Source organism: Sphingobium sp. JS3065 (assembly GCF_026427355.1).
Classification (GTDB): Bacteria; Pseudomonadota; Alphaproteobacteria; order Sphingomonadales; family Sphingomonadaceae; genus Sphingobium.
This window is the reverse complement of sequence record NZ_CP102665.1, coordinates 742,501-768,078: the sequence shown is the minus strand read 5'-3', so window position 1 is coordinate 768,078 and position 25,578 is coordinate 742,501. Positions and strand designations below refer to the sequence as shown.

Annotated in this window: 20 protein-coding genes (1 of these 20 only partly in view); 13 read left to right on the top strand and 7 right to left on the bottom strand. The window is 66.9% G+C overall.

What is annotated here, in order from left to right; translation table 11 throughout:
- Positions 1 to 92 precede the first annotated feature (92 nt).
- The 3 genes from NUH86_RS20900 to cysD all read right to left on the bottom strand — a co-directional run bounded on the left by NUH86_RS20900 (position 93) and on the right by cysD (position 3,797).
- Positions 93 to 842: a 3'(2'),5'-bisphosphate nucleotidase CysQ gene (locus NUH86_RS20900; protein ID WP_267252405.1), complete on the bottom strand. Its 750-nt coding sequence runs from the start codon at positions 840 to 842 to the stop codon at positions 93 to 95.
- Positions 839 to 2,752 (bottom strand): sulfate adenylyltransferase subunit CysN, encoded by a 1,914-nt coding sequence (cysN, locus tag NUH86_RS20895; protein ID WP_267252404.1) that lies wholly within the window; start codon positions 2,750 to 2,752, stop codon positions 839 to 841. Before cysN ends, NUH86_RS20900 begins: the two co-directional genes overlap by 4 nt.
- A 133-nt stretch (positions 2,753 to 2,885) precedes the next feature.
- Entirely contained in the window at positions 2,886 to 3,797 is a 912-nt protein-coding gene (gene cysD / locus NUH86_RS20890) for a sulfate adenylyltransferase subunit CysD (protein WP_267252403.1), read from the bottom strand.
- An 85-nt stretch (positions 3,798 to 3,882) separates the two neighbouring features.
- Here cysD and NUH86_RS20885 point away from each other — a divergent pair, with 85 nt between their 5' ends.
- The gene (locus tag NUH86_RS20885) at positions 3,883 to 4,971 is read left to right on the top strand and encodes a helix-turn-helix transcriptional regulator (RefSeq protein ID WP_267252402.1); all 1,089 of its coding nucleotides are present in this window, start codon (positions 3,883 to 3,885) and stop codon (positions 4,969 to 4,971) included.
- 14 nt (positions 4,972 to 4,985) lie between these two features.
- On the opposite strand, the gene NUH86_RS20880 is transcribed toward NUH86_RS20885, so the two are convergent.
- The 3 genes from NUH86_RS20880 to NUH86_RS20870 all read right to left on the bottom strand — a co-directional run bounded on the left by NUH86_RS20880 (position 4,986) and on the right by NUH86_RS20870 (position 11,522).
- Positions 4,986 to 5,207, bottom strand: coding sequence for a hypothetical protein (locus NUH86_RS20880; protein WP_267252401.1), 222 nt, complete (start codon positions 5,205 to 5,207; stop codon positions 4,986 to 4,988).
- Entirely contained in the window at positions 5,197 to 6,504 is a 1,308-nt protein-coding gene (hemN, locus tag NUH86_RS20875) for an oxygen-independent coproporphyrinogen III oxidase (RefSeq protein WP_267252400.1), read from the bottom strand. Before hemN ends, NUH86_RS20880 begins: the two co-directional genes overlap by 11 nt.
- 242 nt (positions 6,505 to 6,746) lie before the next feature.
- The gene (locus NUH86_RS20870) at positions 6,747 to 11,522 is read right to left on the bottom strand and encodes an autotransporter outer membrane beta-barrel domain-containing protein (RefSeq protein ID WP_267252399.1); all 4,776 of its coding nucleotides are present in this window, start codon (positions 11,520 to 11,522) and stop codon (positions 6,747 to 6,749) included.
- A 310-nt stretch (positions 11,523 to 11,832) separates the two neighbouring features.
- On the opposite strand from NUH86_RS20870, the gene NUH86_RS20865 reads away from it, so the two are divergent.
- The 10 genes from NUH86_RS20865 (at position 11,833) to ccoS (ending at position 21,479) form a co-directional block, all read left to right on the top strand.
- Positions 11,833 to 12,495, top strand: coding sequence for an OmpW/AlkL family protein (locus tag NUH86_RS20865; RefSeq protein WP_267252398.1), 663 nt, complete (start codon positions 11,833 to 11,835; stop codon positions 12,493 to 12,495).
- 115 nt (positions 12,496 to 12,610) lie between these two features.
- Positions 12,611 to 13,375, top strand: coding sequence for a Crp/Fnr family transcriptional regulator (locus NUH86_RS20860; protein WP_267252397.1), 765 nt, complete (start codon positions 12,611 to 12,613; stop codon positions 13,373 to 13,375).
- A gap of 425 nt (positions 13,376 to 13,800) precedes the next feature.
- Positions 13,801 to 15,459 carry a cytochrome-c oxidase, cbb3-type subunit I gene (gene ccoN / locus NUH86_RS20855; protein ID WP_267252396.1) on the top strand — a complete coding sequence of 553 codons (1,659 nt, stop codon included), beginning with the start codon at positions 13,801 to 13,803 and terminating at the stop codon, positions 15,457 to 15,459.
- 14 nt (positions 15,460 to 15,473) lie between these two features.
- Positions 15,474 to 16,220, top strand: coding sequence for a cytochrome-c oxidase, cbb3-type subunit II (gene ccoO / locus NUH86_RS20850; protein WP_267252395.1), 747 nt, complete (start codon positions 15,474 to 15,476; stop codon positions 16,218 to 16,220).
- The gene (locus NUH86_RS20845) at positions 16,217 to 16,381 is read left to right on the top strand and encodes a cbb3-type cytochrome c oxidase subunit 3 (RefSeq protein WP_267252394.1); all 165 of its coding nucleotides are present in this window, start codon (positions 16,217 to 16,219) and stop codon (positions 16,379 to 16,381) included. The genes ccoO and NUH86_RS20845 overlap by 4 nt, the downstream gene beginning before the upstream one ends.
- On the top strand, positions 16,374 to 17,261 hold the full coding sequence (gene ccoP, locus NUH86_RS20840; RefSeq protein ID WP_267252393.1) for a cytochrome-c oxidase, cbb3-type subunit III: 888 nt from the start codon (positions 16,374 to 16,376) through the stop codon (positions 17,259 to 17,261). The genes NUH86_RS20845 and ccoP overlap by 8 nt, the downstream gene beginning before the upstream one ends.
- Positions 17,262 to 17,306: 45 nt before the next feature.
- Complete coding sequence (gene ccoG, locus NUH86_RS20835; RefSeq protein WP_267252392.1) at positions 17,307 to 18,731, top strand: cytochrome c oxidase accessory protein CcoG; 1,425 nt, start codon at positions 17,307 to 17,309, stop codon at positions 18,729 to 18,731.
- A gap of 2 nt (positions 18,732 to 18,733) precedes the next feature.
- Positions 18,734 to 19,210: a FixH family protein gene (locus tag NUH86_RS20830; protein ID WP_267252391.1), complete on the top strand. Its 477-nt coding sequence runs from the start codon at positions 18,734 to 18,736 to the stop codon at positions 19,208 to 19,210.
- A complete protein-coding gene (locus tag NUH86_RS20825; RefSeq protein WP_267252390.1) occupies positions 19,210 to 21,342 on the top strand; it encodes a cation-translocating P-type ATPase in 2,133 nt (710 codons plus the stop codon). The genes NUH86_RS20830 and NUH86_RS20825 overlap by 1 nt, the downstream gene beginning before the upstream one ends.
- Positions 21,339 to 21,479: a cbb3-type cytochrome oxidase assembly protein CcoS gene (ccoS, locus tag NUH86_RS20820; protein WP_013849233.1), complete on the top strand. Its 141-nt coding sequence runs from the start codon at positions 21,339 to 21,341 to the stop codon at positions 21,477 to 21,479. Before NUH86_RS20825 ends, ccoS begins: the two co-directional genes overlap by 4 nt.
- A 185-nt stretch (positions 21,480 to 21,664) precedes the next feature.
- On the opposite strand, the gene NUH86_RS20815 is transcribed toward ccoS, so the two are convergent.
- Complete coding sequence (locus tag NUH86_RS20815; RefSeq protein ID WP_267252389.1) at positions 21,665 to 22,366, bottom strand: arylesterase; 702 nt, start codon at positions 22,364 to 22,366, stop codon at positions 21,665 to 21,667.
- Between the two features lie 16 nt (positions 22,367 to 22,382).
- Between NUH86_RS20815 and NUH86_RS20810 the strand changes: the two genes are divergently transcribed.
- Positions 22,383 to 23,084: an ABC transporter ATP-binding protein gene (locus tag NUH86_RS20810; protein ID WP_267252388.1), complete on the top strand. Its 702-nt coding sequence runs from the start codon at positions 22,383 to 22,385 to the stop codon at positions 23,082 to 23,084.
- Positions 23,081 to 25,578, top strand: partial view of an ABC transporter permease gene (locus NUH86_RS20805; protein ID WP_267252387.1) — the 5' portion only. Its footprint extends 34 nt past the window's final position; only the first 2,498 of its 2,532 coding nucleotides appear in the window; the start codon lies at positions 23,081 to 23,083; its stop codon lies beyond the right edge, outside the window. Before NUH86_RS20810 ends, NUH86_RS20805 begins: the two co-directional genes overlap by 4 nt.

Sequence of the window (25,578 nt, the reverse complement as noted above, 5' to 3'; positions counted from 1 at the left end):
TCAGGGCGAACGGAAGAATGAAAGCGGAAAGTCCGCTTCCCACCCAATCGGTCAGTGTGGCAAGCCCCGAATTCGTCCCCGCCGCCTGAGCTTCAACCGCCTGTTCGGGCTACGTCCGCGATCAGGGTCAGCAATTGGTCTGCCTGTTCCTGCCGGCAGATCAGCAGGTCGGGAAGGTAGACGTCGCTCCGGTTGTAGACGAGCGGTGAGCCGTCGATGCGCGAGCAGTGGAGGCCGTGGGCCTGCGCGACGGCGACCGGCGCCATGCTGTCCCATTCATATTGGCCCCCGCTGTGGAGGTAGATGTCGGCCTGGCCCAGGATCAACGCCATCGCCTTGGCCCCCGCCGATCCCATGGGCACCAGTTCGGCGCCCAGTCTTTCCGCCACGGCGACCGCTTCCTTGGCCGGGCGCGTGCGCGACACGACCATGCGCGGCTTTTCCGGCGCGGGCGGCAAGGCGACGGGCCGGTCGGAACGCAGCAGCGTGCCGCCGTCCAGGCCGGGCAGCGCGACCGCGCCCACGGCCGGACGCCCGTCAATGGCCAGCCCGACATGCACCGCCCAGTCGGCGCGCGCCTCGCCATATTCGCGGGTGCCGTCGACCGGGTCGACTATCCACACCCGGCTTTTGGCCAGGCGGTCGGCATTGTCCTTCTCCTCCTCCGACAGCAGGCCGTCTTCGGGCCGCACCTCGCGCAGGGCGTGGCAGAGGAACTGGTTGGCGGTCTGGTCGCCCGCCTTGCCCAGCGCCTTCGGGCTGAACAACCCGCTGGTCCGCACGTCGATCAGTATGCGTCCCGCGACTTCGGCCAGATGGGCCGCCAGTTCGGCGTCGGTCATGGAATGATCCTGGCGACGATCGCCTCTGCCGCCTGCTCGGCGGTCATGCCGGTGGTGTCGATGTGGATTTCCGGATCCTCCGGCGCTTCATAGGGGCTGTCGATGCCGGTGAAGTTCTTGAGTTCGCCGGAGCGCGCCTTCTTGTAGAGGCCCTTGACGTCGCGGGCCTCCGCATCGGCGAGTGGGGTGTCGATATGCACCTCTATGAACTCGCCGGGCTGCATCATCTGCCGCACCATTTCGCGTTCCGCCCGGAAAGGCGAGATGAAGGCGGTGATCACGATCAGGCCCGCATCGGTCATCAGCTTCGCCACTTCGCCCACGCGGCGGATATTCTCCACCCGGTCGGCGTCGGTGAAGCCCAGATCCTTGTTCAGGCCATGGCGCACATTGTCGCCGTCCAGCAGGAAGGTGTGGCGGTTCATGCGGGCCAGCTTCTTTTCGACCAGATTGGCGATGGTCGACTTGCCCGCGCCGGAAAGGCCGGTGAACCACAGCACGGCGGGCTTCTGGTTCTTGAGGCCCGCGTGGAAGTCGCGGCTGACGTCGGTCGCCTGCCAATGGACATTCTGGGCGCGGCGCAGGCTGAAATGCAGCATCCCCGCCGCCACGGTGGCGTTGGTGATCTTGTCGATCAGGATGAAGCCGCCCAATGTCCGGTTCGCCTCATAGGGTTCGAACACCACCTGCTTGTCGGTCGACAGGTTGGCGACGCCGATGGCGTTGAGTTCCAGCGTCCTGGCCGCCAGATGCTCCATCGTGTTGACGTTGACCTGATATTTGGGCTGCTGGATCGTGGTGGTGACGGTCTGGGTGCCGATCTTTAGCCAATAGGGGCGGCCGGGCAGCATTTCCTCATCCGCCATCCAGATGATGGTCGCTTCGAACTGGTCGGCGGTCTGGGGGGGATTGTCCGACGCCGCGATCACGTCGCCGCGCGAGCAGTCGACCTCGTCCGCGAAACAGAGCGTCACCGACTGGCCGGCGACCGCGATGTCGAGGTCCGCATCCAGCGTGACGATGCGGCTGATGCTGCTGGTCTTGCCCGAAGGCAGGACGCGGATCGCATCGCCCACCTTGACCGTGCCGGTCGCGATCTGGCCGGAAAAGCCGCGAAAGTCGAGATTGGGGCGGTTGACCCACTGCACCGCCATGCGGAACGGCTTTTCCTGGTCGGAAACCTGGTCGACCTCCACCGTCTCCAGATGTTCGATCAGCGCCGGACCCTTGTACCAGGGGGTGTTTTCCGACGGGCCGGTGATATTGTCGCCCTTGAATCCGGAAATGGGCATGGCCGTGAAGGCCCTGATGCCGATGCTGTTCGCGAATTCGGCATAATCCTTGACGATGCCGTCATAGACCGCCTGATCATAGTCGACCAGGTCCATCTTGTTCACCGCCAGCACGATGTTGCGGATGCCGATGAGGTGCGCCAGATAGCTGTGGCGGCGGGTCTGCGTCAGCACGCCCTTGCGCGCGTCGATCAGGATGACGGCCAGGTCGGCGGTGGACGCGCCCGTCACCATGTTGCGGGTATATTGTTCGTGGCCGGGCGTGTCGGCGACGATGAACTTGCGCTTTTCCGTCGCGAAGAAGCGATAGGCGACGTCAATGGTGATGCCCTGTTCGCGCTCCGCGGCGAGGCCGTCGACCAGCAGGGCGAAGTCGATCTGCTGCCCCTGGGTGCCGACCTTCTTCGAATCCGCCTGGAGCGCCTCAAGCTGATCCTCGAAGATCATCTTGCTGTCGTAGAGCAGGCGGCCGATCAGCGTCGACTTGCCGTCGTCCACCGACCCGCAGGTGATGAAGCGCAGCATCGTCTTGTGCTGGTGCACCTCCAGATACTGGTCGATATCCTCCGCGATGAGGGCGTCGGTCTTGTAGATGGGGTCGTCGAGCGTGTCGGTCATATCATCTGTCCCGTCATCCCGGCGAAGGCCGGGATCTGGTTGGTCTGGGTCGAAGGGGCGGTCTGGGAGAGGGTCTGCCACGAGGCCTGAGATCCCAGCCGTCGCTGGGATGACGGCTGGGGGCGACGGCTCGTCAGAAGTAGCCTTCCTGCTTCTTCTTCTCCATGCCCGCGCCGCTCGCATCCTTGTCGATGGCGCGGCCCTGGCGTTCGGACGTGGTGGTGAGCAGCGTTTCCTGGATCACCTCCGGCAGCGTTTTCGCCGCGCTCTCCACCGCGCCGGTCAGCGGATAGCAGCCCAGTGTGCGGAAGCGGATGGAGCGCATCACCGGCTCCTCGCCCGGTTTCAGGGGGAAGCGTTCATCGTCGACCATCAGCAGCATGCCGTCGCGCTCCACGGTCGGGCGCTCCTCCGCGAAATAGAGCGGCACGATGGGCACGTCGTTCAGGTGGATATATTGCCAGATGTCGAGTTCGGTCCAGTTGCTGATCGGGAAGATGCGGATGCTCTCCCCCTTGTTCTTGCGGGCGTTGTAGAGGTTCCACAGTTCCGGCCGCTGGTTCTTGGGGTCCCAGCCGTGGGAGGCGGTGCGGAAGGAGAAGATGCGCTCCTTCGCCCGGCTCTTCTCCTCGTCGCGGCGGGCGCCGCCGAAGGCCGCGTCGAAGCCGTAGAGGCCCAGCGCCTGTTTCAGCCCCTCCGTCTTCCACATGTCGGTGTGCAGCGGGCCGTGGTCGAACGGGTTGATGCCGCGTTCCTGCGCTTCGGGATTGTGATAGACCAGCAATTCCATGCCGCTTTCCCGCGCCATGCGGTCGCGCAGGTCGTACATCGCCCTGAATTTCCAGGTGGTGTCGACATGCAGCAGTGGAAAGGGCGGGGGCGAGGGATAGAAGGCCTTGCGCGCCAGATGCAGCATCACGGCAGAATCCTTGCCCACGCTGTACAGCATCACCGGCTTCTCGGCCTCCGCCACCACCTCCCGCAGGATATGGATGCTCTCCGCCTCCAGACGCTCCAGATGCGTCAGCCTTTTCGAATCGATCATCGTTCACCGCCTTGTTTCGTGACCGTCTGATGGCAGAAGAGGGAAAAGGCTGTACCTCCCATATGGGAGGATATACATATTAGCCATGCGACTGGACGATGGCGGATTATTGGCGGCCCTCCATGAGGGTATGTTCGAGCAACCCCTTTGGCATGGATTCCTGGAAAAGCTGCGGGCGCGGACGGGGGCGGCCTATGCCAGCCTGGCGTTCCGTCCGGTGGATGAGGAACGGATCGTCGAACTCTATGCCGGGCCGCCGCCGCCGCTGCATCTGGGCCGGTTGTTCAACGAAAAATATGGGCGCGACCCCCTGCCGTGCCGGCAGATGCGGGAGGCGCGGGTCTATACGCTGGACGAACTGCTCGATCCCGGCGACGCGGTGCATCAGGGCTATCGCGCCGAGTTTCTGGAGCCGTTGGGTATCAGCAACATGCGATCCGTCCGCGTCACCGAGCCGAGCGGGATGGACGCCTGGCTGAGCTGCGCGGGCGGGCGGGAGGTGGGTCCGGCGGTCGGCGCGCTGCTGACCGCGCTGGTGCCGCATCTGCGCATCGCGCTGCGCAGCTTCGTCGCGTTCGAGCGGGAGAAATTCCGGTCGTCAGTGACGTCGGAGGCGTTCGGGCGGCTCAATGCGGGCTGGCTGACGCTGGATGCGCGGTGCCGCATCGTGGACATGACGCCGCATCTGGAGCAGCTTTTCCAGCGGTCGAGCGTGCTGCGGCGGGGGCGTTACGACCGGCTGATACCCGCTTCCCCGGCGGTGGACCGGGAATTGACCGCGCTGGTCAAGGGCTTTGCGGAGGATGCGGACGGGCGGCCCAGGGCGATCAACCTCAGCCGCGATCCGATGATCGACATGCTGGTGCGTCCGATCCAGGACCGGTCCCTGTCGGTCCAGTCGCCGCCGGTCGCCATCGCCTATATCAGCGGAGACCGATGGTCGCAGGCGGACCGGTGCGACCAGTTGGTCGACCTGTTCGGCCTGCTGCCCAGCGAGGCGCGGCTGGCCTGGGCCATCGCGCAGGGCATGTCGATTGGCGAGGCGGCCGACGATCTGGGGCTGACGGTGGAGACGGCGCGCAACTATTCGAAGAAAATCTACGCCAAGACCGGGGCGCGGGGGCAGGCGGACCTGGTGCGCAACATTTTGACGAGCGTGCTGGCGTTGGCCTGAACGGGGGCAGCCGTTCAATCCGTGGCGGCGGGAATGGTGCGCATCTTCTTCCGGTCGCAGGGGATGAAATGGCAGGGCGCGCTCTTGTCGTCCGGCGCGGCGGGCTTGCGCTGCCAGGGCGGCGTCCAGCCCGGCGGCGCGGAGCCGCAATACCAGGGGCTTTGCGTGGCGGCGGCGGGCGCGTGGACCGCCGTCAACGGGATGATGGCAAGGAACGCCAACGCGCTAGACCGCATGGCTGAACCGCTGTTCCGCCGGTTGCAGATAGGCGTCGAAGCAGGCCGCGATGCTGCGCGCATAGGGCAGGGCGTCCCGCGTCAGCGCGACCCGGCCTTCGCTCAGGCGGACGAGGCCGAGCTGTTCGAAGCGGCTGAGGTCGGGCAGCGGGTGCGCCGTGCCGACATGCGCCTCGCCCTGGCAGAGCAGGGTTTCGATGATGCGGCCGCGGCGGCGGTCCTCCGGCGTGCGGAGCGTGCCGCGGGTGGCGGTCAATTGTCCGGCGTCGGCCAGGGCGCGCCAGGGACCGGCCTGTTTCTCATTCTGAACGATCAGGTCGGGAAACTGGCTGATCGCGCTGGCGCCCAGGCCCAGCAAAATCTCCGCCGGATCATCGGTGAAGCCCTGGAAATTGCGGCGCAGGCGGCCTTCGCGGGCGGCGGCGGCCATGCCGTCATGGGGCAGGGCGAAATGGTCGAAGCCGATCGCATCATAGCCCGCGCCGGTCAGCATTTCATAGCCCTGCGCCGCCATGGCGAAGCGGGTGGAAAGATCGGGCAGGCCGCCCGCGTCGATGCGACGCTGGCGGGGCAGCAGCCGGGGCATATGGGCATAGCCGAACAGGGCGATGCGGGCGGGCCGCATCGCGATGGCGGCGTCCAGCGTGGCGGCGAGGTCGTCCGCCGTCTGGCCGGGCAGGCCGTACATCAGGTCGAAACCCGTCGCGATCCCGGCGGTGCGAAGCTGGTCCACGGCGCGCTCCACCATGTCGAGCGGCTGGATGCGGCCGATGCGCGCCTGGACATGGGGGGTGAAGCTCTGCACGCCCAGATTGACCCGGTCGACGCCCATGGCGGCCATGGTCGATATCCATTGCCCGTCCAGGCGGCGGGGGTCGAGTTCCACCGACAATTCGGCATGATGCGCGTCGCAGCAGAGCAGCAATTGCTGGAGCAGACGGACGAAATCGACCAGCGGCAGGCTGTTGGGGCTGCCGCCGCCAAAGGCGATGCGCTGTACCCGTCCCCTGCCGTTCAGCCGCCCGGCGACCGTCGCGATCTCCCGCTCCAGCGCCTCCACATAGGCGGTGAGGCGCTGGACGCGGTTCGCCGCGCCCGTGTTGCAACCGCAATACCAGCAGATGTCGTGGCAATAGGGGATGTGGACATAAAGGGAGAGCGCGTCGTCCCTTTCCACCCGGTCCAGCCGGGCGGCCAGGTCAGCCGCGCCGACGCCGCCGCCGAACTGCGCGGCGGTGGGATAGCTGGTGTAGCGCGGCACGGGCCGGTCGAGCAGGTCGGGATGATAGGTCCACATCGTCCTGACTCAGGCCGGATTCGCCGGTTCGGGGGGAATTGCGATGAACATGATGGCTTGCTCCGGCCTGGACCCGCTGCCGCCGGAGCCGGGATCGGCCATCGGCGTCGAGAGGGATGTAGGATGCCGGGTTCACCTGCGCCTTGATCTATCTCAATCAACCGGGCGGAATTTCAGCCCGTCAGAATCGCGTCCTGAAAATGGAGTGATGAATGGGGAGCGCATGTGCGCCCCCCCCCGGATCAGAAGGCGAAGCGGACGCCCACATTGACGTTATGGCTGCGGCCGCCGCCAAATTCGCCCTGATAGGCGCCATAGAGGCTGAGGCCCGTGCCAAGGTCGTAGCTGACCCCGGCCCCGGCGGTGGCCATCGTTTCCTTGCGGCCTGCGCCCAGCGCCGTGAACCGCGCCGCGTTGCCGACAAAGCCTGCGCGCGCGGTGGAGCGTTCGCCCTCCAACTGATGGCGCACGCCCAGCGCCGCCCAGGGGTGGAAGCCAGCGCCATCGCCGGAGTCCTTCAGCCTGATGCCGCCGTCGATGAAGGTCGCGCTGGTCTTGGCCCGGTCGACCGCCAGCGCGAAGGCGGCGCTGCCGGTTTCCGTCGTCGCGCCCCGGCGCGTGGCGACATGCGTCACGCCGACTTCAGGCCGGACGGCCCAGCCGCCCATGGGGAAGCTGTAGCCCAGCGTGCCGTCCAGAACCAGGCTGCGCAGGCGATAGTCGCCCGACAGGGCGGTCGCGGCGCCGGGTACGGCGCGGCGCGTGCTGGCTTCGCTCCAGTCATAGGCGACGGTCGCGGTCCCCTCGAAACCGCCGCTCTGGAAATGGCCCGTCAGGCCCGCGACCACGCCGTCGGAATTGGTGCGCGCTCCCCGGCCGAGGAGGGTCTGGCGGCTGTCGACATAGCCGACGAAGGCGCCGATGGAGCCGTTGGCGTTGCCGAAGCCGATGCCGCCCACGACGCCGTAGCTGTGGCTCTTCGCCGTGGCGGTGCCGGTCGCCCCGTCGCCCTTCAGCGTGCGCCAGCCGCCCAGGCCCTGCGCGAAGGTGAAGGGGCCCGCCGTCTCGCGGGTCGTCGCCGCCAGGCCCGCGCGCCCGGCCCTGGCCAGCGCCAGCCCCTGTTCCACGCCAAGCTGCGATGCGCTGGCATAGGCTTCAGGCGTCAACTGACCGAATGCCGCCGCATTGGCGGTGCCGCCGCTGAGCAGCAGGGGAACGGCATCGATCAGCGAGGCGCTGGCGGTGCCGGCGATCAGCAGATCGTTGACATAGTCGATCGCCGCGTCCGTCTGGCTGGTGACGCCGGTCGGCGCGACGAAGGTGCCCAGCAGTTGCAGCGTCGCGCCGTTGTTGCGCAGCACGCCGACGATGCCGGGATCGCGGTTGACGATGTCGAATTCGCCGCTGATCGTGCCGCCGCCATTGACGACGATCAGATCGCGCGAGGCCCCCGGCGTCAGCGATCCTGTCAGGTTGACGGTCGTATTGTCGCCGATGGACACCGAACCGCCATTGACCACGATCTGGTCGCTCTGGCCCACGGGCACGAATTCGAAGGTCGTCGTCGTGCCGTTGGCGATGGTCAGATTGCCGTTGATCGTCATGATGCCCGGCGATGCGCCCGGCGAAAGGGTGGCGCCCGTTCCGATGGTGACGTCGCCGTTGACGGCGCCTGCCGTGCCGAACGTGCCGCCGCTGGCGACCTCGACGGTCCCGGTCAGGGTCGATCCGGCCTGGCCGATCAGGCGGCCGCCGGTGACGTTCACCGTCTCCACATCCAGATTGCCGGTGAAGCCGTTCACGCCGGCGCTGTTGTTGAGCTGTTCGAAACCGGTGAAGCTGGAACCGTCGATGGTCGTCTGTTCGGCATAGCTGCTGCCGGTGTTGAACGCCAGCACGTCGGTTCCGCCGCCCGCGGCGACCGTGCCGCCGAAGCTGCCGCCGGTGCCGATGGTCAGCATGTCCGCGCCCGCGCCCAGGTCGACGTCGCCGGATATGGCGCCGCTGTTGACCAGGCTGTCGGCGCCGCTGCCCGCCGTGACGTTGCCGGTGATCGTGCCGCCCTGGTTGCTGATCATGTTCGCGCCGTCGCCGGTGACGATGTTGCCGGTGATGGAGCCGCCCGCCATGTTGGTCAGCACATTGTCGCCGCCGCCCAGATCGACATTGCCGACCACTTCGCCGCTGTTCGACACGCTGACGCTGGTCGCGCCGCCGCTGATCGCCGTTTCGCCGGGGGCGACGACGATGCTGGACCCCTCGGTCAGGTTGAGCGGACCGCCGCTGGCGACCTCCACCGTCTGCTGGACGACGACCTGGCCGGTGCCGATGATCTTATCGACCTCGAAGCCGGTGAACAGATTGCGCAGCGCCGGGTCTATCGAGCCGGTATAGGTCGTGCCGGTGATGTCGAAGGACAGCGTGTCCTCTCCCGCGCCGCCGTCGACCGTTCCGTTCTGCACGGCTGACGCGAGCAGGTGGATGAAGCTGTCGTTGCCGTCGCCCATCCGCACCGTTCCGGCGATGACGCCTGCGTTGACGATGGTGTCGTCGCCCTCGCGCATATAGATGTCGCCGCTGATCTGCCCGGCATTGTCGATGCGGTCGTCGCCTGCGTTGAGGTCGATGGAGCCGATGATGACGCCGGTCGCGGCGTTCGTCACATGGTCGGTCGAGGGCAGGAAGCCGCTGTCGTCGTCAAGCTGGTCGCCGCTGGTGTGGATCGCGCCCGCCAGATAGCGGTTGGGCTGGCCCAGCGCATTGTCGATGATGAAGTCGCCGCCCGCCGAATAGTCGCTGCCCGCGCCGCCCCGGATGATGCCCGCATTGACGATGTTCACGGTCTTGCCCGCCACGCCGATGGCGGTCGCCATCGCGCCGTTCACGCCGTTGGGCACGGGGCTGTAGACAAAGTCGCCCACCGGCGGCGTCGGGACGAGGAGGGTCGGCGTGCCCGACACCTCTATCAGTCCGCCTTCGCGGTTTTCGATGGTGACCACGCCCGCGCCGCTGCTTTCCTGGTCGATGCCGACCGCCGCGATCTGGTTGACGACAAGCTGCTGGGTGTTGGGGTTGAGGACCGCCACGGTCGCGCCGCCGGTCGCCTTGATCGTGCCGCTGTTGACCAGGGTGATTGTCGAATCCGCCGTCGGGACGCCCGGCTCGTCACCGTCGCCCGCTTCGGTTTCGATGAACAGGCCCGATCCGCCGCGATCCTGCCCGACGATGCTGCCGCTGTTGTTGAAGGCGATGCTGTGGCCGACGTCCGTTTCCGATTCCACGTCGAAGGCGGCGACGCCGCCGAACAGCGGACGATTATCCTGGTCGATGGCCAGTTCCGTGCGGGTCACGACGCCGCTATTGTCGAAGGTCGCCACCCGGTTGCCGATCTCGATCTCCACCGCGCCGTCGATGGTGCCGCTGTTCGTGAAGGCGAAGCTTTCGGCCGGGATGTCGATGACATCGTCGTCGCCCGGTCCGTCATCCTGCAGCAGGCCGGTCTCGATCAGGAGCGCCGTGCCGCCCTCCCGCGCCGAGGCCGCGATCCTGCCATGATTTTCGAACCGCAGATTCTGCGTCGCGGCGCCCGCGTAGAAGCCGTCGCGAATCTCGCCGTCGACGGTGTTGACGATCGTCGCGCTGTCCGCGTTGAACTCGTCATTGGCGTCGGGCAGGACGAGGTCCAGCTCGCCCAGTGCCAGCGTCAGGCCGCGTTGGAAATATCCGCTGGCGTCGATGCCGGCGATCAGGCCGCTGTTGGTGAAGGAGAAGATGTCGGCCGCGACATTGGCGTCCAGGCCGCCGACGATGCTGCCGCTGTTGCCGATGGTCGCGCCCGCCAGCGTCGTGGTCTCCAGCGCCTGGCGGATGCGGACGGCGGCGTTCACGCCCTCATCGAACTCGCGTTCGATATTGGTCGTGGGGGAACGCTGGCCGTTGAACGTCATTTCGATCGTTCCGGCGTTCGCGAAGGCGAAATCTTCGCCAGCCGAGGTGGTGATGACCGAACCGATGCCGCCCGTGCTCAGGTTGATCTCGTCATTGTTGGCGAAGGACGCGGTCGCGATCCGGATATCTCCGTTGACCGTGCCTTCGTTGACGAAGCTGGCCAGGGCGTCGCCATAGGCGGGCGTGTATAGCGGAACGGTGCCGGGTGGCACGAAGGCGCGCTGGAATGTCGCGAACCGCTGTTGATAATAGTTGATCGCGGCGGGCACGACGGTCACGCCCTGCGGGTAAAGGCCCGCGGTGTCGAGCAGGTTGATCGTGCCATTGTTCACGACATGGCCGTCGCCCATCAGGCTGATCGTCGTCCCCTGGCCGGTCAGCGTCACCGTGGTGGCACCGCCGCGAACCTCGAACCCCTCAATCTCGAAGCTGGTCGGCAGGGTGCGCGCGCCAAGCTCCAGCGATTGCGTCTGGGAATAGCTGCGCGTGTAGATATCGATGCCGCCGCCAGCGGAGATGGTTCCCGTCACGCCGTCGTCCGCGCCGCGCTGGATGAAGTTGGCGCTGCTGAAACCCGTTCCGAGTTGCAGGTTGCCGTTCAGCGTGCCGCCGTCGGAGATATAATAATAAAGCGCGCCCGGCAGAGGATTTTGGGGTGAGACGGGGGTCGGCTCCACATAGGAGACGTTGCCGTTGATCGTGCCCGCGTTGCTTATGTTGAAGCTGAGCAGGGGAATGCCGGTCCGGGCGGGCGAGACGATGGCGTTGACGCCCCCGCCGATCACGCCGCCGGTCGCGTTGGTCACCGACAGCACGACCGCCTGGCCCGCGGTGATGGCGGGGTCGCCCGAAATCGTGCCGCTGTTGTTCACCACGATGGCGGTGCCCAGCGTCCCGCCGATCGGGCCGATCGAATCCGTGTTGCCGATCAGGCAGAGCGGACCCGCGCTGCCATCGGGGCAAGTGGGCGAAAATTGCGCGAAGGCGCTGCCCGTTCCCAGCGCGAACAGGCTGACGCCCATGGCGAGCCCCAGACGAATGGGCGAACGCATAGAATTCCGGCCGATCATGGAAACCCCCTCAAGACGAATATATCGAGGCGATCTAGTTCAGCCGCGCGTCGGTCCGCATCCCCCGTTTGGGGTATATTGGATCCCTCGCCGAAATATTGTGTCGCGGACGGACCGGCCTTGCGCATCGATCTTCGCGCCTGTCCGGTGGATAGCTTTCCGGCCGGTCTCCTTTTTCCCGAACCTCTCCATCCCTGGAAGGCCCGCCGGGTTGAGGCAGGTCAAATTGCCGGTTGCGCGGGATCAATGCCGGGCGCGGCGCGGCGCGGCAAAAGGGCGCCATCGACAAACAGGGATGGAGATCAGGGACATGAGCATCAAGACGATCCTGCTGGGCGCGGCCGCCGGTTGCGTGGCTCTGGCCGGGCCTGCACAGGCGGCGCAGGGCGACGTGCTGGTGCGGCTGCGCGGCATCATGGTCGCGCCCAACGAGAAGAGCGGGAGCGTGCTGCCCGCCTTTCCGGGCGAGAAGGTGAAGGTGGATAACAGCGTGATGCCGGAAGTCGACATCACCTATATGGCGACCGACCATATCGGCTTCGAACTGATCGCCGCGACCACCAAGCATAGCGCGAGCGGGCGGAGCGGCGCGACCGGAGGCATCGGCAGGCTGGCCTCCATCTGGGTGTTGCCGCCGACGCTGACGGCGCAATATCATTTCCTGCCGGAGGGGAAGATCAGGCCCTATGTCGGGGCGGGAGTGAATTATACGCTCTTCTATAATGAGAAGGCTTCGGGCGCGCTGGAAGGCGCGGTGGGCGCGACCAGGGTGCATATGTCCGACAGCTTCGGCTGGGCGGGGCAGGTCGGGGTCGACATCGACCTCAATGAGCGGATGTTTTTGAATTTCGACGTCAAATATATCGACATCGATACCACGGCGCGGCTGTCGACCGCCGGTGCGGGCGTGCAGAGGGTGAAGCTGGAGCTTGACCCCTTCGTCTTCGGCGTGGGCGTGGGGATGAAGTTCTGACGGGGCGAAAATCCTCCCTGCGCGCAGCGTGGGGAGGATTAGGATAGGTTCGCCCACGCGGCCTAGGGAAAATTACGGATAGGTTGAGTCGTGCCGGGGCGGCATGGATCGGCGCATGGATATGCGATTTGATCTGGCGCAAAGGCCGCCGCGGGACGTGGATTTCGTCCTGGCGGCGGCGCCGTCCACGGGCTGTAGCAGCCAATATTGCGACCGGTGCGAGGTGCGCGATCAGGCGATCTGCGCAGACCTGGGCGAACAGGAGCGCGCGGCGCTGAACCGGATCGGGCGGCGGGTGTCGTTGCAGGCCGGGCAGACCGTGATGTGGGAAGGCGACAGTTCGACGCTGGTCGCCAATGTGATCGAGGGGACGTTGAAGCTGTCCACCTCCACCGGCGACGGGCGCGAGCAGATCGTCGGCGTCGTCTATGCATCGGATTTCATCGGCCGGCCCTTTGGAGCGCGGACGCCGCACAGCGTCACGGCGCTGACCGATGCGCGGCTGTGCCTTTATCCGCGCGGGGCCTTTGACGGCTTTGCGCGGGAGCATGCGGCATTGGAGCATCGCTTGTTGCAGCGGACGCTGGACGATCTGGACCGGACGCGGGCGTGGATGCTGCTGCTGGGGCGGAAGAATGCGCGGGAGAAGGTGGCGACCTTGCTGCTCGACATGCGCAGGCGGCTTCGGGCGGACCGGGACGGGGTGATCGAATTGCCTTTGTCGCGGCAGCAGATCGCCGATGTGCTGGGGCTGACCATAGAGACGGTGTCGCGCCAGATCGGCGATTTGAAGCGGATGGGCGTGATCGCGCTGGCCGGGCGGCGCGGGGTGCGTGTTGTCGATGTCGAGCGGCTGGAGGGGATGGCCGACGGGGAATGAGGGCGGTTTTTGGACAATCCAGGACATTCCTTCTCCCTTGAGGGAGAAGGATATGGAGCCTTGGCGACGAAGGAGCCTAGGCGGAGTTGGATGAGGGGGAGCGGGCCTGCGGCCCGCGCGATCCGTTGGATCGAGCGAACAGGTAAGGGCTGCCCCGCAGCCCTTAGATCATGCCGGGGGCATGATCGACCTGTTCGCTCCCCTCACCCAGCTACGACTAAGGCAGCAAGCTGCCAGTCTGCGCAACCTCGGCCAGAGTCACGTGCCTCTGGCCGACCCTCAAGTGAGAGGGATTTGGAATGTCCGCTTCCCACCCCCATAAGGACATTCCCCTACATACCCGCGCCTCCGGCTTTGACAGAGGTCAATGCATAAGGGCGGCTCCCGGACGAAGGACGCCGCATAGCCTTTGACGGGGAAATCCTATGGAGCAACTGGTGTGGAAGACGGGCGGCTGGTTCGCGCTCGCGACGCTGGCCTTTCTGGCGGCGCTGGCGGCGGCGGACTTCGGCTTTGCCGTGCATATGGGCATCGTCTGCGCCGCCGCGCTGGCCGTGGCGGTGCTGACGATGCGGCATGCCGATTATGAGGCGATCACCCGCGGGTTGCTGAAGATGCCCGCGTCCCAGGGGAAATATGACGACGATCCGGTCCGCTGGGGCGTGATCGCGACCGTCTTCTGGGGCCTGGCGGGCTTTCTGGCCGGGCTGTACATCGCGCTGCAACTGGCCTTTCCGGCGCTCAACCTGGGGATCGAATATACCAGCTTCGGGCGGCTGCGGCCGTTGCATACCTCCGCCGTCATCTTCGCCTTCGGGGGCAATGCGCTGATCGCCACCAGCTTTTACGTGGTGCAGCGGACCTGCCGGGCGCGGCTGGCCTTTCCGGCGTTGGCGCGGTTCGTCTTCTGGGGGTATCAGCTTTTCATCCTGCTGGCGGCGACCGGCTATCTGCTGGGCATTACCGAAGGCAAGGAATATGCCGAGCCGGAATGGTATGTCGACCTGTGGCTGACCATCGTCTGGGTCGCCTATCTGGTCGTCTTCGGCGGCACCATCCTGCGCCGCAGCGAGCCGCATATCTATGTGGCGAACTGGTTTTACCTGAGCTTCATCCTGACGATCGCGATGCTGCATATCGTCAACAATCTTTCCATGCCGGTCAGCCTGCTCGGTTCCAAGAGCTACAGCGCCTTCGCGGGGGTGCAGGATGCGCTGACGCAGTGGTGGTACGGGCATAATGCGGTCGGTTTCTTCCTGACCGCCGGCTTCCTGGCCATGATGTATTATTTCGTGCCCAAGCAGGCGGAGCGGCCGGTCTATAGTTACAGGCTTTCCATCATCCACTTCTGGTCGCTGATCTTCCTCTATATCTGGGCGGGTCCGCACCATCTTCACTATACCGCGCTGCCCGACTGGGCGCAGACGTTGGGCATGGTCTTTTCGGTCATGCTGTGGATGCCTAGCTGGGGCGGGATGATCAACGGGCTGATGACGCTGAACGGCGCATGGGACCGCATCCGCACCGATCCGATCATCCGCATGATGGTGATGGCGCTGGCCTTCTATGGCATGTCGACCTTCGAAGGTCCGATGATGTCGGTGAAGGCGGTCAACAGTCTTTCCCACTATACCGACTGGACCATCGGCCATGTGCATAGCGGTGCGCTGGGCTGGAATGGCCTCATCACTTTCGCCTGCCTCTATTATCTGACGCCGCGACTGTGGAAGCGGGAGCGGCTGTACAGTCTTCGCCTGGTGAACTGGCACTTCTGGCTGGCGACGGTGGGGATCGTCCTCTACGCCGCGTCGATGTGGGTCGCGGGCATCATGCAGGGGCTGATGTGGCGCGAATATGGCAGCGACGGCTACCTCGTCTACGCCTTTTCCGAAGTGGTGAGCGCCATGTTCCCCATGTACCTGATCCGGGCGGCGGGGGGCCTGCTGTACCTGAGCGGCGCCATCGTCATGGCCTGGAACATCGGCAGGACGATCGCGGGCAGTCCGCTGCGCGTGGAGAAGCCGATGAACGATGCGGCCTATGACGCCGAAGCCGACCGGCCGCTCGTCACCCAGCCTGCCTGAAGGAGTATCCGGACATGGCAACCAAGACCAAGGGCAAGTTCTTCGACCATGGCAGGCTGGAGCGGAATGTTTCCCTGCTGGGCATCGCGTCGCTGATCGTCGTCGCCATCGGCGGCATCGTGGAGATCGCGCCGCTCTTCTGGATCGACAACACGATCGAGAAGGTGGAGGGCGTGCGCCCCTATACGCCGCTGGAGCTGGCGGGACGGAATATCTATGTTCGCGAGGGCTGCTATAATTGCCACAGCCAGATGATCCGGCCCTTCCGGGACGAGACCGAACGTTATGGCCATTACAGCCTGGCCGCCGAGAGCATGTACGACCATCCCTTCCAGTGGGGATCGAAGCGGACCGGGCCGGACCTGGCGCGGGTGGGCGGGCGATATTCGGATGAGTGGCATGTCCAGCATCTGAAAGACCCCCGCGCCGTGGTGCCGGAATCGATCATGCCCGGCTATGCCTTCCTGGCGGAGCGCGAGTTGAAGGCGGGCGACATGCGCCGGGATCTGGCGGCGCTGAACGATGTCGGCGTGCCTTATGCGAAGGAGGATATCGCCAAGGCCAATGACGACCTGAAGGCGCAGGCCGATCCGGATGCGGACAGCAGCGGCCTTCTGAAACGCTATCCCAAGGCGCAGGCGCGGGACTTCGACGGCGATCCGGGCAAGCTGACGGAGATGGACGCGCTGGTCGCCTATCTCCAGATGCTGGGCACGCTGGTCGATGTGGACAGCGCCAAGCCGCAAGAGGTCGACAGATGAGCTACGACGCCTTGCGGCATTTCGCCGATAGCTGGGGGCTGGTGTTCATGGGGGTGGTCTATGTGACCCTCATCGGCTGGCACTTCCTGCCCCATGGGCGGCAGCGCAGCGCGGAAGCGGCGCTCGCCATTTTCGAACAAGAGGAAGCCGATCATGGCTGACGACAAGCGCATCGACGCCGCCACAGGGACGGAGATCAAGCATCATGAATGGGACGGCATCCAGGAACTGGACACGCCGCTGCCGCGCTGGTGGCTGTGGACCTTCTATGCGACGATCCTGTTTTCCATCGGTTATGTGATCGCCTATCCGGCCATCCCGATGATCGACCGGGCGACCGGCGGCATGCTGGGCTGGTCGAGCCGGGGGGCGCTGGACAAGGAACTGGCGGCGCGGGAAAGGCAGATCGCGCCGATCCGGAAGGCGATTGCGGAGACGCCGATCACGGCGCTGCCGGGGCGGCCCGAACTGATGCAGCAGGCGGTCGAGGGCGGGCGCGCCGCTTTCCGGGTGCATTGCGTCCAGTGCCATGGGTCGGGGGCGGCGGGGTCGAAGGGTTATCCGAACCTGAATGACGACGACTGGTTGTGGGGCGGCGATCTGGCGGGGATCGAGAAGACCGTCACGGACGGCATCCGCAACCCGAACCATGATGCCACGCGCCAGTCGCTGATGCCTGCTTTCGGCAAGGATCAATTGCTGACGGCCGCGCAGGTCGATGACGTGGTGGCGCATGTCCGGGCGATCAGCGGGCAGGACGGGGCGAGCGCGGCGGCGCGGCGGGGTGGGCAGGTCTTTGCAGACAATTGCGCGGTTTGCCATGGGCCTGCGGGCAAGGGGAGCCGGGAGGTGGGCGCGCCCGATCTGACCGATGCGATCTGGCTCTATGGCGGCGACGCGGGGAGCATTCGCGAGACCGTGTGGAACAGCCGCCATGGGGTGATGCCGCGCTGGGACGACAAGCTGGACAAGGCGACCATCCGCATGCTGGCGGCCTATGTGCATAGCCTGGGCGGGGGTGAGGGCAATGGGGGGCGGTGAGGCTTTCCTGATCCTCCCCATGCTTGCATGGGGAGGAATAGCGGGATGCTGATGTCCGCACCGCTCTACGAGAAGCGCAAGGGGGTCTATCCCAAGGCTGTCGACGGCTTCTACCGCCGCCTGAAATGGGCGATCATGGCGGTGACGCTGCTTGTCTACTGGGGCACGCCCTGGCTGCGCTGGGACCGGGGGCCTTATGCGCCCGACCAGGCGGTGCTGGTCGACCTGGCCCATCGGCGCTTCTACATGTTCGCCATAGAGATATGGCCGCAGGAATTCTATTATGTCGCGGGCCTGCTGATCATGGCGGGGATCGGGCTGTTCCTGGTCACGTCGGCGGTGGGGCGGGCCTGGTGCGGCTATGCCTGCCCGCAGACGGTGTGGACCGACCTCTACCAGCATGTCGAGCGGTTCGTGGACGGCGACCGCAATGCGCAGTTGCGGCTGGCCAAGGCGCCATGGGGTGCGGCCAAGATCACGCGGCGGCTCTTCAAATGGTTGGTCTGGCTGGGGATCGCCTTTGTCACCGGGGGCGCGTGGATATTCTATTTCGCCGATGCCCCGACGCTGCAACGGGAATTCTGGAGCGGGACCGCCGCGTGGCAAGCCTATGCGACGACTTTTGTGCTGACCGCGACGACATTCGTGCTGGGCGGCTTCATGCGGGAGCAGGTGTGCATCTATATGTGCCCCTGGCCGCGCATCCAGACGGCGATGCTGGACGAAAAGTCGCTGATCGTCACCTACAGGCATTGGCGCGGGGAGAAGCGCGGGAGCCTGAAGAAGGCGCAAGCGCATCCGGGGGACTATGGCGACTGCATCGACTGCAACCAGTGTGTCGCCGTCTGCCCGACCGGCATCGACATTCGCGAAGGGCCGCAGATCGGCTGCATCACCTGTGCGCTGTGCATCGACGCCTGCGACAAGGTGATGGCGCAGGTCGGGCGGCCGCGTGGGCTGATCGACTATTGCACGCAGGACGATGCGGAGGCGGAGCAGAAGGGCGCGGCGGCGCGCCCGGTGCTGAGGACGCTGCTGCGGCCGCGCATCATCGCCTATTTCGCGGTCTGGGCGGGGATCGGCGCGGCCATGCTGTTCGCGCTGGGGGCGCGGGATCGGCTGGAGATCAGCGCGCAGCAGGACCGCAATCCGATTTTCGTGCGCCTGTCCGATGGCGCGATCCGCAACGCCTATACGGTCAAGCTGCGCAATATGGAGGCGCGGCCCCGCCCAATGGAGGTGGGCCTGGCCGGCCTGCCCGGCGGCAGGATCTGGACCGATGCGGGATCGCGGGAGGCCGCTTCCTCCACGGTGCGGACGACGGTGCCCGCCGACAGCGTGGCGAAGCTGCGCATCTTCCTGACGCTGCCGTCCGGCGGCCCGGCGCGGCAGGATTTCCGTTTCACCGCCCGCGCCCTGGATCGCGAGGGCGGCAGCGCCAGCGAACCCGCACGATTTGAAAGGCCTTGAACATGACCCCTGCACCATCCCCCGTCCGCCGCTTCACCGGCTGGCACATGACGGCGATACTGGTGGCCTTCTTTGCCGTGGCGATCGCGGTCAACCTGCTGATGGCGACCGTCGCGGTACGATCCTTCGGCGGCGTGGTGGTCGAAAACTCCTATGTCGCCAGCCAGAAATTCAACGGCTGGCTGGCGGAGGCGCGGGCGCAGAAGCGGCTGGGATGGCGGGACGCGGTGACGCTGGATGCGGCGCGGCATGTCGGGCTGACGCTGAATGACGCGAAGGGCACGCCGTTGGCGGGCGGCAAGGTGACGGCGGTGGCGCAGCATCCGCTGGGGCGGGCGGCTGATCTGCCGCTGGCTTTCCGCGAGACCACGCCGGGCATCTATGCCAGCGACCGGGCCTTGCCGGAGGGGCGTTGGCAGATCCGTTTCGACCTGCGCCGCGCCGGGCGCGAGGAGCATTTGTTGAGGGAGGTCGACTGATGGCCACGAAAGCGCCGATCCCCGATCCCGTCACGGAGGAGACGGCCGAAAGCCTGTTCGCCGTCCCCGGCATCCATTGCGCGGGCTGCATCGCCAAGATCGAGGAGGGGTTGCCCCGCCAGCCCGGCATCCTGTCCGCACGGGTCAATATGGGGGCGAAGCGGGTCGCCATCCGCCACGACCCCGCGCTGACCCCGCCGGAGCTGCGCGCCGCCATCGCCGCCCTGGGGTTCGAGGCGGAACCGCTGGCCGACGCGGGGCTGGACGTCGCGGCGGCGGAAAGTCGCCGCCTGACGCGGGCGCTGGTGGTGGCTGGCTTCGCGGCGATGAACATCATGCTGCTGTCGGTGTCGGTCTGGTCCGGGGCGGCGGGCGCGACGCGGGGGATGTTCCACTGGCTCTCCGCGCTGATCGCCCTGCCGACGGTGGCCTATGCGGGTCAGCCTTTCTTCCGGTCGGCCTTCGCGGCGCTGCGGCAGGGGCGGACGAACATGGACGTGCCGATCAGCATCGGCGTGCTGCTGACGACCGGCATGAGCCTGTATGAGACCGTCATCGGCGGCGCGCATGCCTGGTTCGACGGGGCGGTGATGCTGCTCTTCTTCCTGCTGGCGGGGCGGGCGCTGGACAGCATGATGCGCGGGCGGGCGCGGGCGGGGGTGGCGGCGCTGCTGAAGCAGACCGCGCCGGGCGCGCTGGTGCTGGAGAAGGACGGGAGCAGCCGGTGGATGCGGGCCGATGCGCTGCGGCCGGGCATGACGATATTGGTCGCGGCTGGCGAAAGGCTGGCCGCCGACGGGCGCGTGGTGGAGGGCGAAAGCGGGATCGACATCGCCTTCCTGACAGGGGAGAGCGCGCCGGTGCGGGTCCACCCCGGCGATGGCGTGCAGGCGGGAGCGCTCAATGTCGAGGGACCGATCCGGGTAGAGGTGACGGCGGCGGGGGCCGATACCGTCATCGCCGACATCGCCCGGCTGATGGAGGAGGCTGCGCAGGGCAAGTCGCGCTATGTCCGCCTGGCCGACCGGGCGGCGCGGCTCTATGCGCCCTGCGTCCATCTGCTGGCGGCGCTGTCCTTCGCGGGGTGGATGATCGCGGGGGCGGGCGTGCATCAGGCGTTGCTGATCGCGGTGGCGGTGCTGCTGATCACCTGTCCCTGCGCTCTGGGGCTGGCGGTGCCGGCGGCGCAGATCGTCGCTTGCGGCGCGCTGATGCGGCGGGGCGTGCTGGTGAAGGACGGGTCGGCGCTGGAGCGGCTGGCGGAGGTCAGCGAAGCGGTGTTCGACAAGACCGGCACGCTGACGCTGGGCCGTCCCGTGCCGATGGGGCTGCGCCGTTTGTGGCGGGACGACCGGTCGATCCTGCTGTCGCTGTCGCGGGCCTCGCGCCATCCGCTGAGCGTCGCCTTGCGGCAGGCGCTGGAGGCGCGGGGGGTGACGCCTGCCATGCTCGACAATGTGCGCGAAGTGGCGGGGGAGGGGGTGTTCGGGGACTATGAAGGCGTGGCCGTGTCGCTGGCGCGGCCGCGCAGCCTGATCAACCTGTTCGGGCTGGCGGCGGAATATCGGCGGGGCGATCAGGCCATGTTGCTGGGCTTCACCGACGCGCTGCGGCCCGATGCGGCGGAGACGCTGGACGTCCTGCGCGGCATGGGGGTGAAGGTGCTGATCGCCAGCGGCGACCGCCCCGACGCGCTGGAGGAGATCGCCCGGACGACCGGCGTCACCGCCATCGGCCGTCTGCGCCCGGCGGACAAGCTGGCGCTGATCGGGCGGCTGAAGGCCGGGGGCGAGAAGGTGCTGATGGTCGGGGACGGTCTGAACGACGGCCCGGCTCTGGCGGCGGGGCATGCCAGCATGGCGCCCGCATCCGCCAGCGACGCGAGCCAGCTTGCCGCCGACGCCGTGTTCCTGGGCGACAGGCTGGCCCCCGTGGCGCTGACCGTGCATGCGGCGCGGCGGACGGTGGCGGTGGTGAAGCAGAATTTCGCGCTGGCCATCGGCTATAATGCGCTGGCGGTGCCGCTGGCCATAGCGGGGAAGGTGACGCCGCTGGTGGCGGCGGTCGCCATGTCGACATCCTCGCTGATCGTCGTCGCCAATGCGTTGCGTTTGAAAGGAGCCGTGAAATGATTGGGCTGAGCCTGCTGATCCCGATTGCGCTTGGCCTTGGCCTGCTGGGGCTGGCGGCCTTTTTCTGGGCGCTGGGCAATGGCCAGTTCGAGGATACGGACGGGGCGGCGGTGCGTATTTTGATCGATGAGGAGTGATGGGGGCTAGAGCGATTTCCAGTCAGATGGCATCATCTGACGTTTAAGAAATCGCGGTAAAACAAAGGAATAGAGCGGTCGATCTGATTCAATCAGATCGAGAACCGCTCTAGTAAAATCCTCCCTACGCTTCGCGTAAGGAGGATTAAGAACGATCGCTTCCAACCAATCGGTAGGCGTCCGTTTCAGGCGGATTTCAGCAACCCTGCGACGACGGGCGCGATCCTGCCCACGATCACGTTCACGCCGGCGGCATTGGGGTGGATGGAATCCGCCTGCATCAGCCGGGGATCGCCGATCACGCCGTCCAGGAAGAAGGGGTAGAGCGGCAGGCCGTAATCTTTCGCCAGGCGGGGATAGATGGCGTTGAACTTCGCGCCATAGTCCGCCCCCATATTGGGCGCGGCCAGCATGCCGGTCAGCAGCACGGCTATCTGCCGCCGTTTCAGTTCGTCCAATATGGCGCGCAGATTTTTCTCGCTATCCTCCGGCGCCAGGCCGCGCAGCATGTCGTTGCCGCCCAGGTCGAGCAGCAGCAGGTCGGGCTTGCGCGGCAGGCCGTCCAGCGTGAAGGCCAGCCGTTGCATCCCGCCCAAAGAGGTTTCGCCCGAAACCCCGGCATTGCGGACCTGGGCCGCCAGACCCCGCGCCTTCAGCGCCTGTTCCAGGCGGAAGGGAAAGCTTTCATTCTGGGCCACGCCATAGCCCGCATAGAGGCTGTCGCCGAAGACGAGGACGAGCTGGCCGTCCGCGACCGGGGCGGCTGCGTTCCGCGCCTCAGCGGACGGCGCGGCGCTGTTGTTGGCGGCCGGTTCGCCGGAACAGGCGGTGAGCAATTGCACAATCGCTGCCGCGCCCACATATATTGACCGTCTTCCCGCCTTCATGGGGTTCCTTTCGCCGATGCACGGTTCGTCCTCCCTCGCCCATATCGCGATTGAAGCGCGCAATGTCACCCTTTCGCTGGGGACTCGCGAAGCGCCGACGCAGATATTGAAGGGCATCGACCTTTCCATCCCGAAGGGCGAGAGCCTGGCGATCCTTGGCCCGTCCGGATCGGGCAAGTCGTCGCTGATGGCGATCCTGTCGGGGCTGGAGCGCGCCAGCGGCGGCGACGTGCGGGTCGCGGGGATCGATTACGGGCCGCTGGACGAGGATGCGCTGGCGCGGGCGCGGCGCGGGCGCGTGGGCATCATATTGCAGAGCTTCCACCTGCTGCCGACCATGACGGCGGTGGAAAATGTCGCCGTGCCGCTGGAACTGGCGGGGTTCGGGGATGCCTTCGCCCGCGCTGCGGACGAACTGGCGGCGGTGGGGCTGGGGCATCGGCTGCACCATTATCCGGCGCAGCTTTCGGGGGGCGAGCAGCAGCGCGTGGCCATCGCCCGCGCCGTCGCGCCGGGGCCGGACATCCTCTTCGCTGATGAACCGACGGGCAATCTGGACGGGGCGACCAGCGGGGCCATCGTCGAACTGATCTTCGCCCGGCGGGCGGCGAACGGCGCGACGCTGGTGATCATCACCCATGATCCCGGACTGGCTGAGCGGTGCGACCGCATCGTCGAGATGCGCGACGGGTTGATCGTCGCGGATCGCAGGCCGTGACGGGGCTGGGTTGGCGGGGCTGCTGGCGGATCGCCCGGCGCGACCTGCATCGCGGTTTCCGGGGGTTGCGGCTGCTGTTCATCTGCCTGTTCCTGGGCGTGGCGACGCTGGCGACCATCGGCGGCCTGACCGCCGCGATCACCGGCGAGATCGCGACCAAGGGGCAGGTGCTGCTGGGCGGCGACGTCGAAGTGGCGATGTCGCAGCGCGAGGCGAGCGCGGCGGAGAAGGCGGCCTTCCGGCGCGAGGGCGCGTTGAGCGAGACGGTCCGCCTGCGGGCCATGGCCCAGCGGGTTGGGGAGGGCGATGGCCCCTCCGCCGTTCTGACGGAATTGAAGGGTGTGGACGAGGCCTATCCGCTCTACGGTGCGCTGACGCTGAAGGGCGGGCGCGCCGGGCCGATGCGCGCCGACGAACTGGTCATCGGGCAGGCGCTGGCGGACAGGCTGGACGTGAAGCCGGGCGATGGATTGCGCTATGGCGCGGCGACCTTCCGCATCCGGGGCATCATCGCGGAGGAGCCGGATCGGGTGGGGGAGGGCTTCACCCTGGGGCCGGTGGCGCTCACCTCCATGGAGGGCATAAGGCGCACGGGCCTGATCCAGCCGGGCAGCCTTTATGAGAGCAAATACCGGATTCGTCTGGCGGCCGGCGCGGATGCCGGGGCGGCGGGGGAAAGGCTGAACCGCGCCTTCCCCTCCGCCGGATTCGAGATCAAGGATCGCGACGGCGCGGCGCCGGGGACCAGCCGTTTCCTGGAGCGGATGGGGCAGTTTCTGTCGCTGATCGGCCTCGCCGCGCTGGCCATTGCGGGCATCGGGGTCAGCAACGGGGTCGCATCCTATCTGGCGATCAAGCGCAACGGCATCGCGACGTTGAAGATTTTGGGCGCTTCATCCGCCGACATCGCCCGCATCTACCTGATGCAGATCGGCGCGGTCGCCATGCTGGCCATCGGCTGCGGGCTGGCGGCGGGGGTCGTGCTGCCGCTGGGGCTGGTGACGGCGATGCGGGACATATTGCCGGTGCAGCCGGGTTTCGCCGTCGCGCCCTGGCCGCTGGTCACCAGCGCGCTTTACGGCCTGCTGATCGCCTTCATCTTCACCATGCCGCCGTTGGCCCATGCGCGGACCCTGCCCGCCGCCGCCCTGTTCCGCGAAACGGTGGACCGGCGGCGCGGCGTCGACCGGGCGAGCATGATCGCGGTGGGCGCGGCCGGGGCCGCAGCCGTTGCGCTGGCGCTGGGCACGGCGCGGGAGCCGTGGTTCGCGGCGGCGATGCTGGGCGCGGTCGCGGCCATGCTGGCGCTGCTGACCGGCATGGGGCTGTTGGTCCGGCATGGGGCGCGCCGCGCGCCCGCGCCGCGCCGTCCGCTGGCCCGGCTGGCGGTGGCCAATCTTCACCGGCCGGGTGCGCAGACTTCGGCGCTGGTGGTGGCGCTGGGGCTGGGGCTGACTTTGTTCGTGACGCTGGCGGCGATCCAGTCCAGCCTCAGCGCCGAAATCCGCAACACGGTGCCGCGCACCGCGCCCGACCAGTTCGTGCTGGACATCCCCATCGCCGGAAAGGACCGCTTCCTCGCCCTGGTCGCGAAGGAAGCGCCGGGGGCCAGCGTCAATATGGTGCCGACCCTGCGGGGAACCATCGTCGCCTATGGCGGGCAGCGGGTGGCGGACCTGAAGCAATTGCCCGAAGGCGCATGGTTCCTGCGCGGGGAGCGGGGCGTCACCTATAGCGATGCGCTGCCCGAAGGATCGGAACTGGTGAAGGGCCAGTGGTGGCCCCGCGACTATGCCGGGCCGCCGCTGATCTCGCTCGACCGGGAGGCGGCGGAGGTGATGGGCGTCGATGTTGGCGACACGCTGACCGTGTCGGTGCTGGGGCGGGAGATAGAGGCGCGCATCGCATCCCTGCGGCAGGTCAATTGGGAGACGATGGGCTTCAACTACATCATGGTCTTCTCACCCGACACGTTGCGCAGCGCGCCGCACAGCCTGTCCGCGACGATCACGACGAAAGGCGGCACGACGAAAGGCGGGTCGGAAGGGGCGATGACGCGCGCGCTGCTGGCCGCTTTCCCCTCCGTCTCCATCATCGCGGTGGGCGAGGTGGTGGCGCAGGTCACCGTGCTGCTGGGGCAGATGTCGACCGCCATCGTGCTGGCGGGATCGGTCGCCATATTGGCGGGCATCGCCGTGCTGATCGGCGCGATCGCGGCGTCCCGGCAGGCGCGGGCCTATGACAGTGTGATCCTGAAAACGCTGGGCGCGACGCGGGGGCAGATATTGGGCGCGCAGGCTATCGAATATGCGCTGCTGGCGGGGGTGCTGGCGCTGGTGGCGCTGGGGCTGGGGCTGGCGGCGGCCTGGTTCGTGATCGTGCGGATATTCGATTTCCACTGGGCGCCGGACTGGCTGCTGGTGTTGTCGACCCTGGGCGCGGGGGCGGTGCTGACGCTGGGGATCGGGCTGCTGGGGTCGATTCCCCTGATGTC

Bases quoted from the DNA above. Each gene is read 5' to 3' on its own strand.
- NUH86_RS20845 (WP_267252394.1), top strand. From the start codon at position 16,217: ATGAGCTACGACGCCTTGCGGCATTTCGCCGATAGCTGGGGGCTGGTG.
- NUH86_RS20865 (WP_267252398.1), top strand. From the start codon at position 11,833: ATGAGCATCAAGACGATCCTGCTGGGCGCGGCCGCCGGTTGCGTGGCT.
- NUH86_RS20870 (WP_267252399.1), bottom strand. From the start codon at position 11,522: ATGATCGGCCGGAATTCTATGCGTTCGCCCATTCGTCTGGGGCTCGCC.
- NUH86_RS20810 (WP_267252388.1), top strand. From the start codon at position 22,383: ATGCACGGTTCGTCCTCCCTCGCCCATATCGCGATTGAAGCGCGCAAT.
- cysD (WP_267252403.1), bottom strand. From the start codon at position 3,797: ATGATCGATTCGAAAAGGCTGACGCATCTGGAGCGTCTGGAGGCGGAG.
- ccoG (WP_267252392.1), top strand. From the start codon at position 17,307: ATGCTGATGTCCGCACCGCTCTACGAGAAGCGCAAGGGGGTCTATCCC.
- NUH86_RS20900 (WP_267252405.1), bottom strand. From the start codon at position 842: ATGACCGACGCCGAACTGGCGGCCCATCTGGCCGAAGTCGCGGGACGC.
- NUH86_RS20815 (WP_267252389.1), bottom strand. From the start codon at position 22,366: ATGAAGGCGGGAAGACGGTCAATATATGTGGGCGCGGCAGCGATTGTG.
- ccoN (WP_267252396.1), top strand. From the start codon at position 13,801: ATGGAGCAACTGGTGTGGAAGACGGGCGGCTGGTTCGCGCTCGCGACG.
- ccoS (WP_013849233.1), top strand. From the start codon at position 21,339: ATGATTGGGCTGAGCCTGCTGATCCCGATTGCGCTTGGCCTTGGCCTG.
- NUH86_RS20830 (WP_267252391.1), top strand. From the start codon at position 18,734: ATGACCCCTGCACCATCCCCCGTCCGCCGCTTCACCGGCTGGCACATG.
- NUH86_RS20825 (WP_267252390.1), top strand. From the start codon at position 19,210: ATGGCCACGAAAGCGCCGATCCCCGATCCCGTCACGGAGGAGACGGCC.
- hemN (WP_267252400.1), bottom strand. From the start codon at position 6,504: ATGTGGACCTATCATCCCGACCTGCTCGACCGGCCCGTGCCGCGCTAC.
- ccoO (WP_267252395.1), top strand. From the start codon at position 15,474: ATGGCAACCAAGACCAAGGGCAAGTTCTTCGACCATGGCAGGCTGGAG.
- NUH86_RS20885 (WP_267252402.1), top strand. From the start codon at position 3,883: ATGCGACTGGACGATGGCGGATTATTGGCGGCCCTCCATGAGGGTATG.
- ccoP (WP_267252393.1), top strand. From the start codon at position 16,374: ATGGCTGACGACAAGCGCATCGACGCCGCCACAGGGACGGAGATCAAG.
- NUH86_RS20860 (WP_267252397.1), top strand. From the start codon at position 12,611: ATGGATATGCGATTTGATCTGGCGCAAAGGCCGCCGCGGGACGTGGAT.
- NUH86_RS20880 (WP_267252401.1), bottom strand. From the start codon at position 5,207: ATGCGGTCTAGCGCGTTGGCGTTCCTTGCCATCATCCCGTTGACGGCG.
- cysN (WP_267252404.1), bottom strand. From the start codon at position 2,752: ATGACCGACACGCTCGACGACCCCATCTACAAGACCGACGCCCTCATC.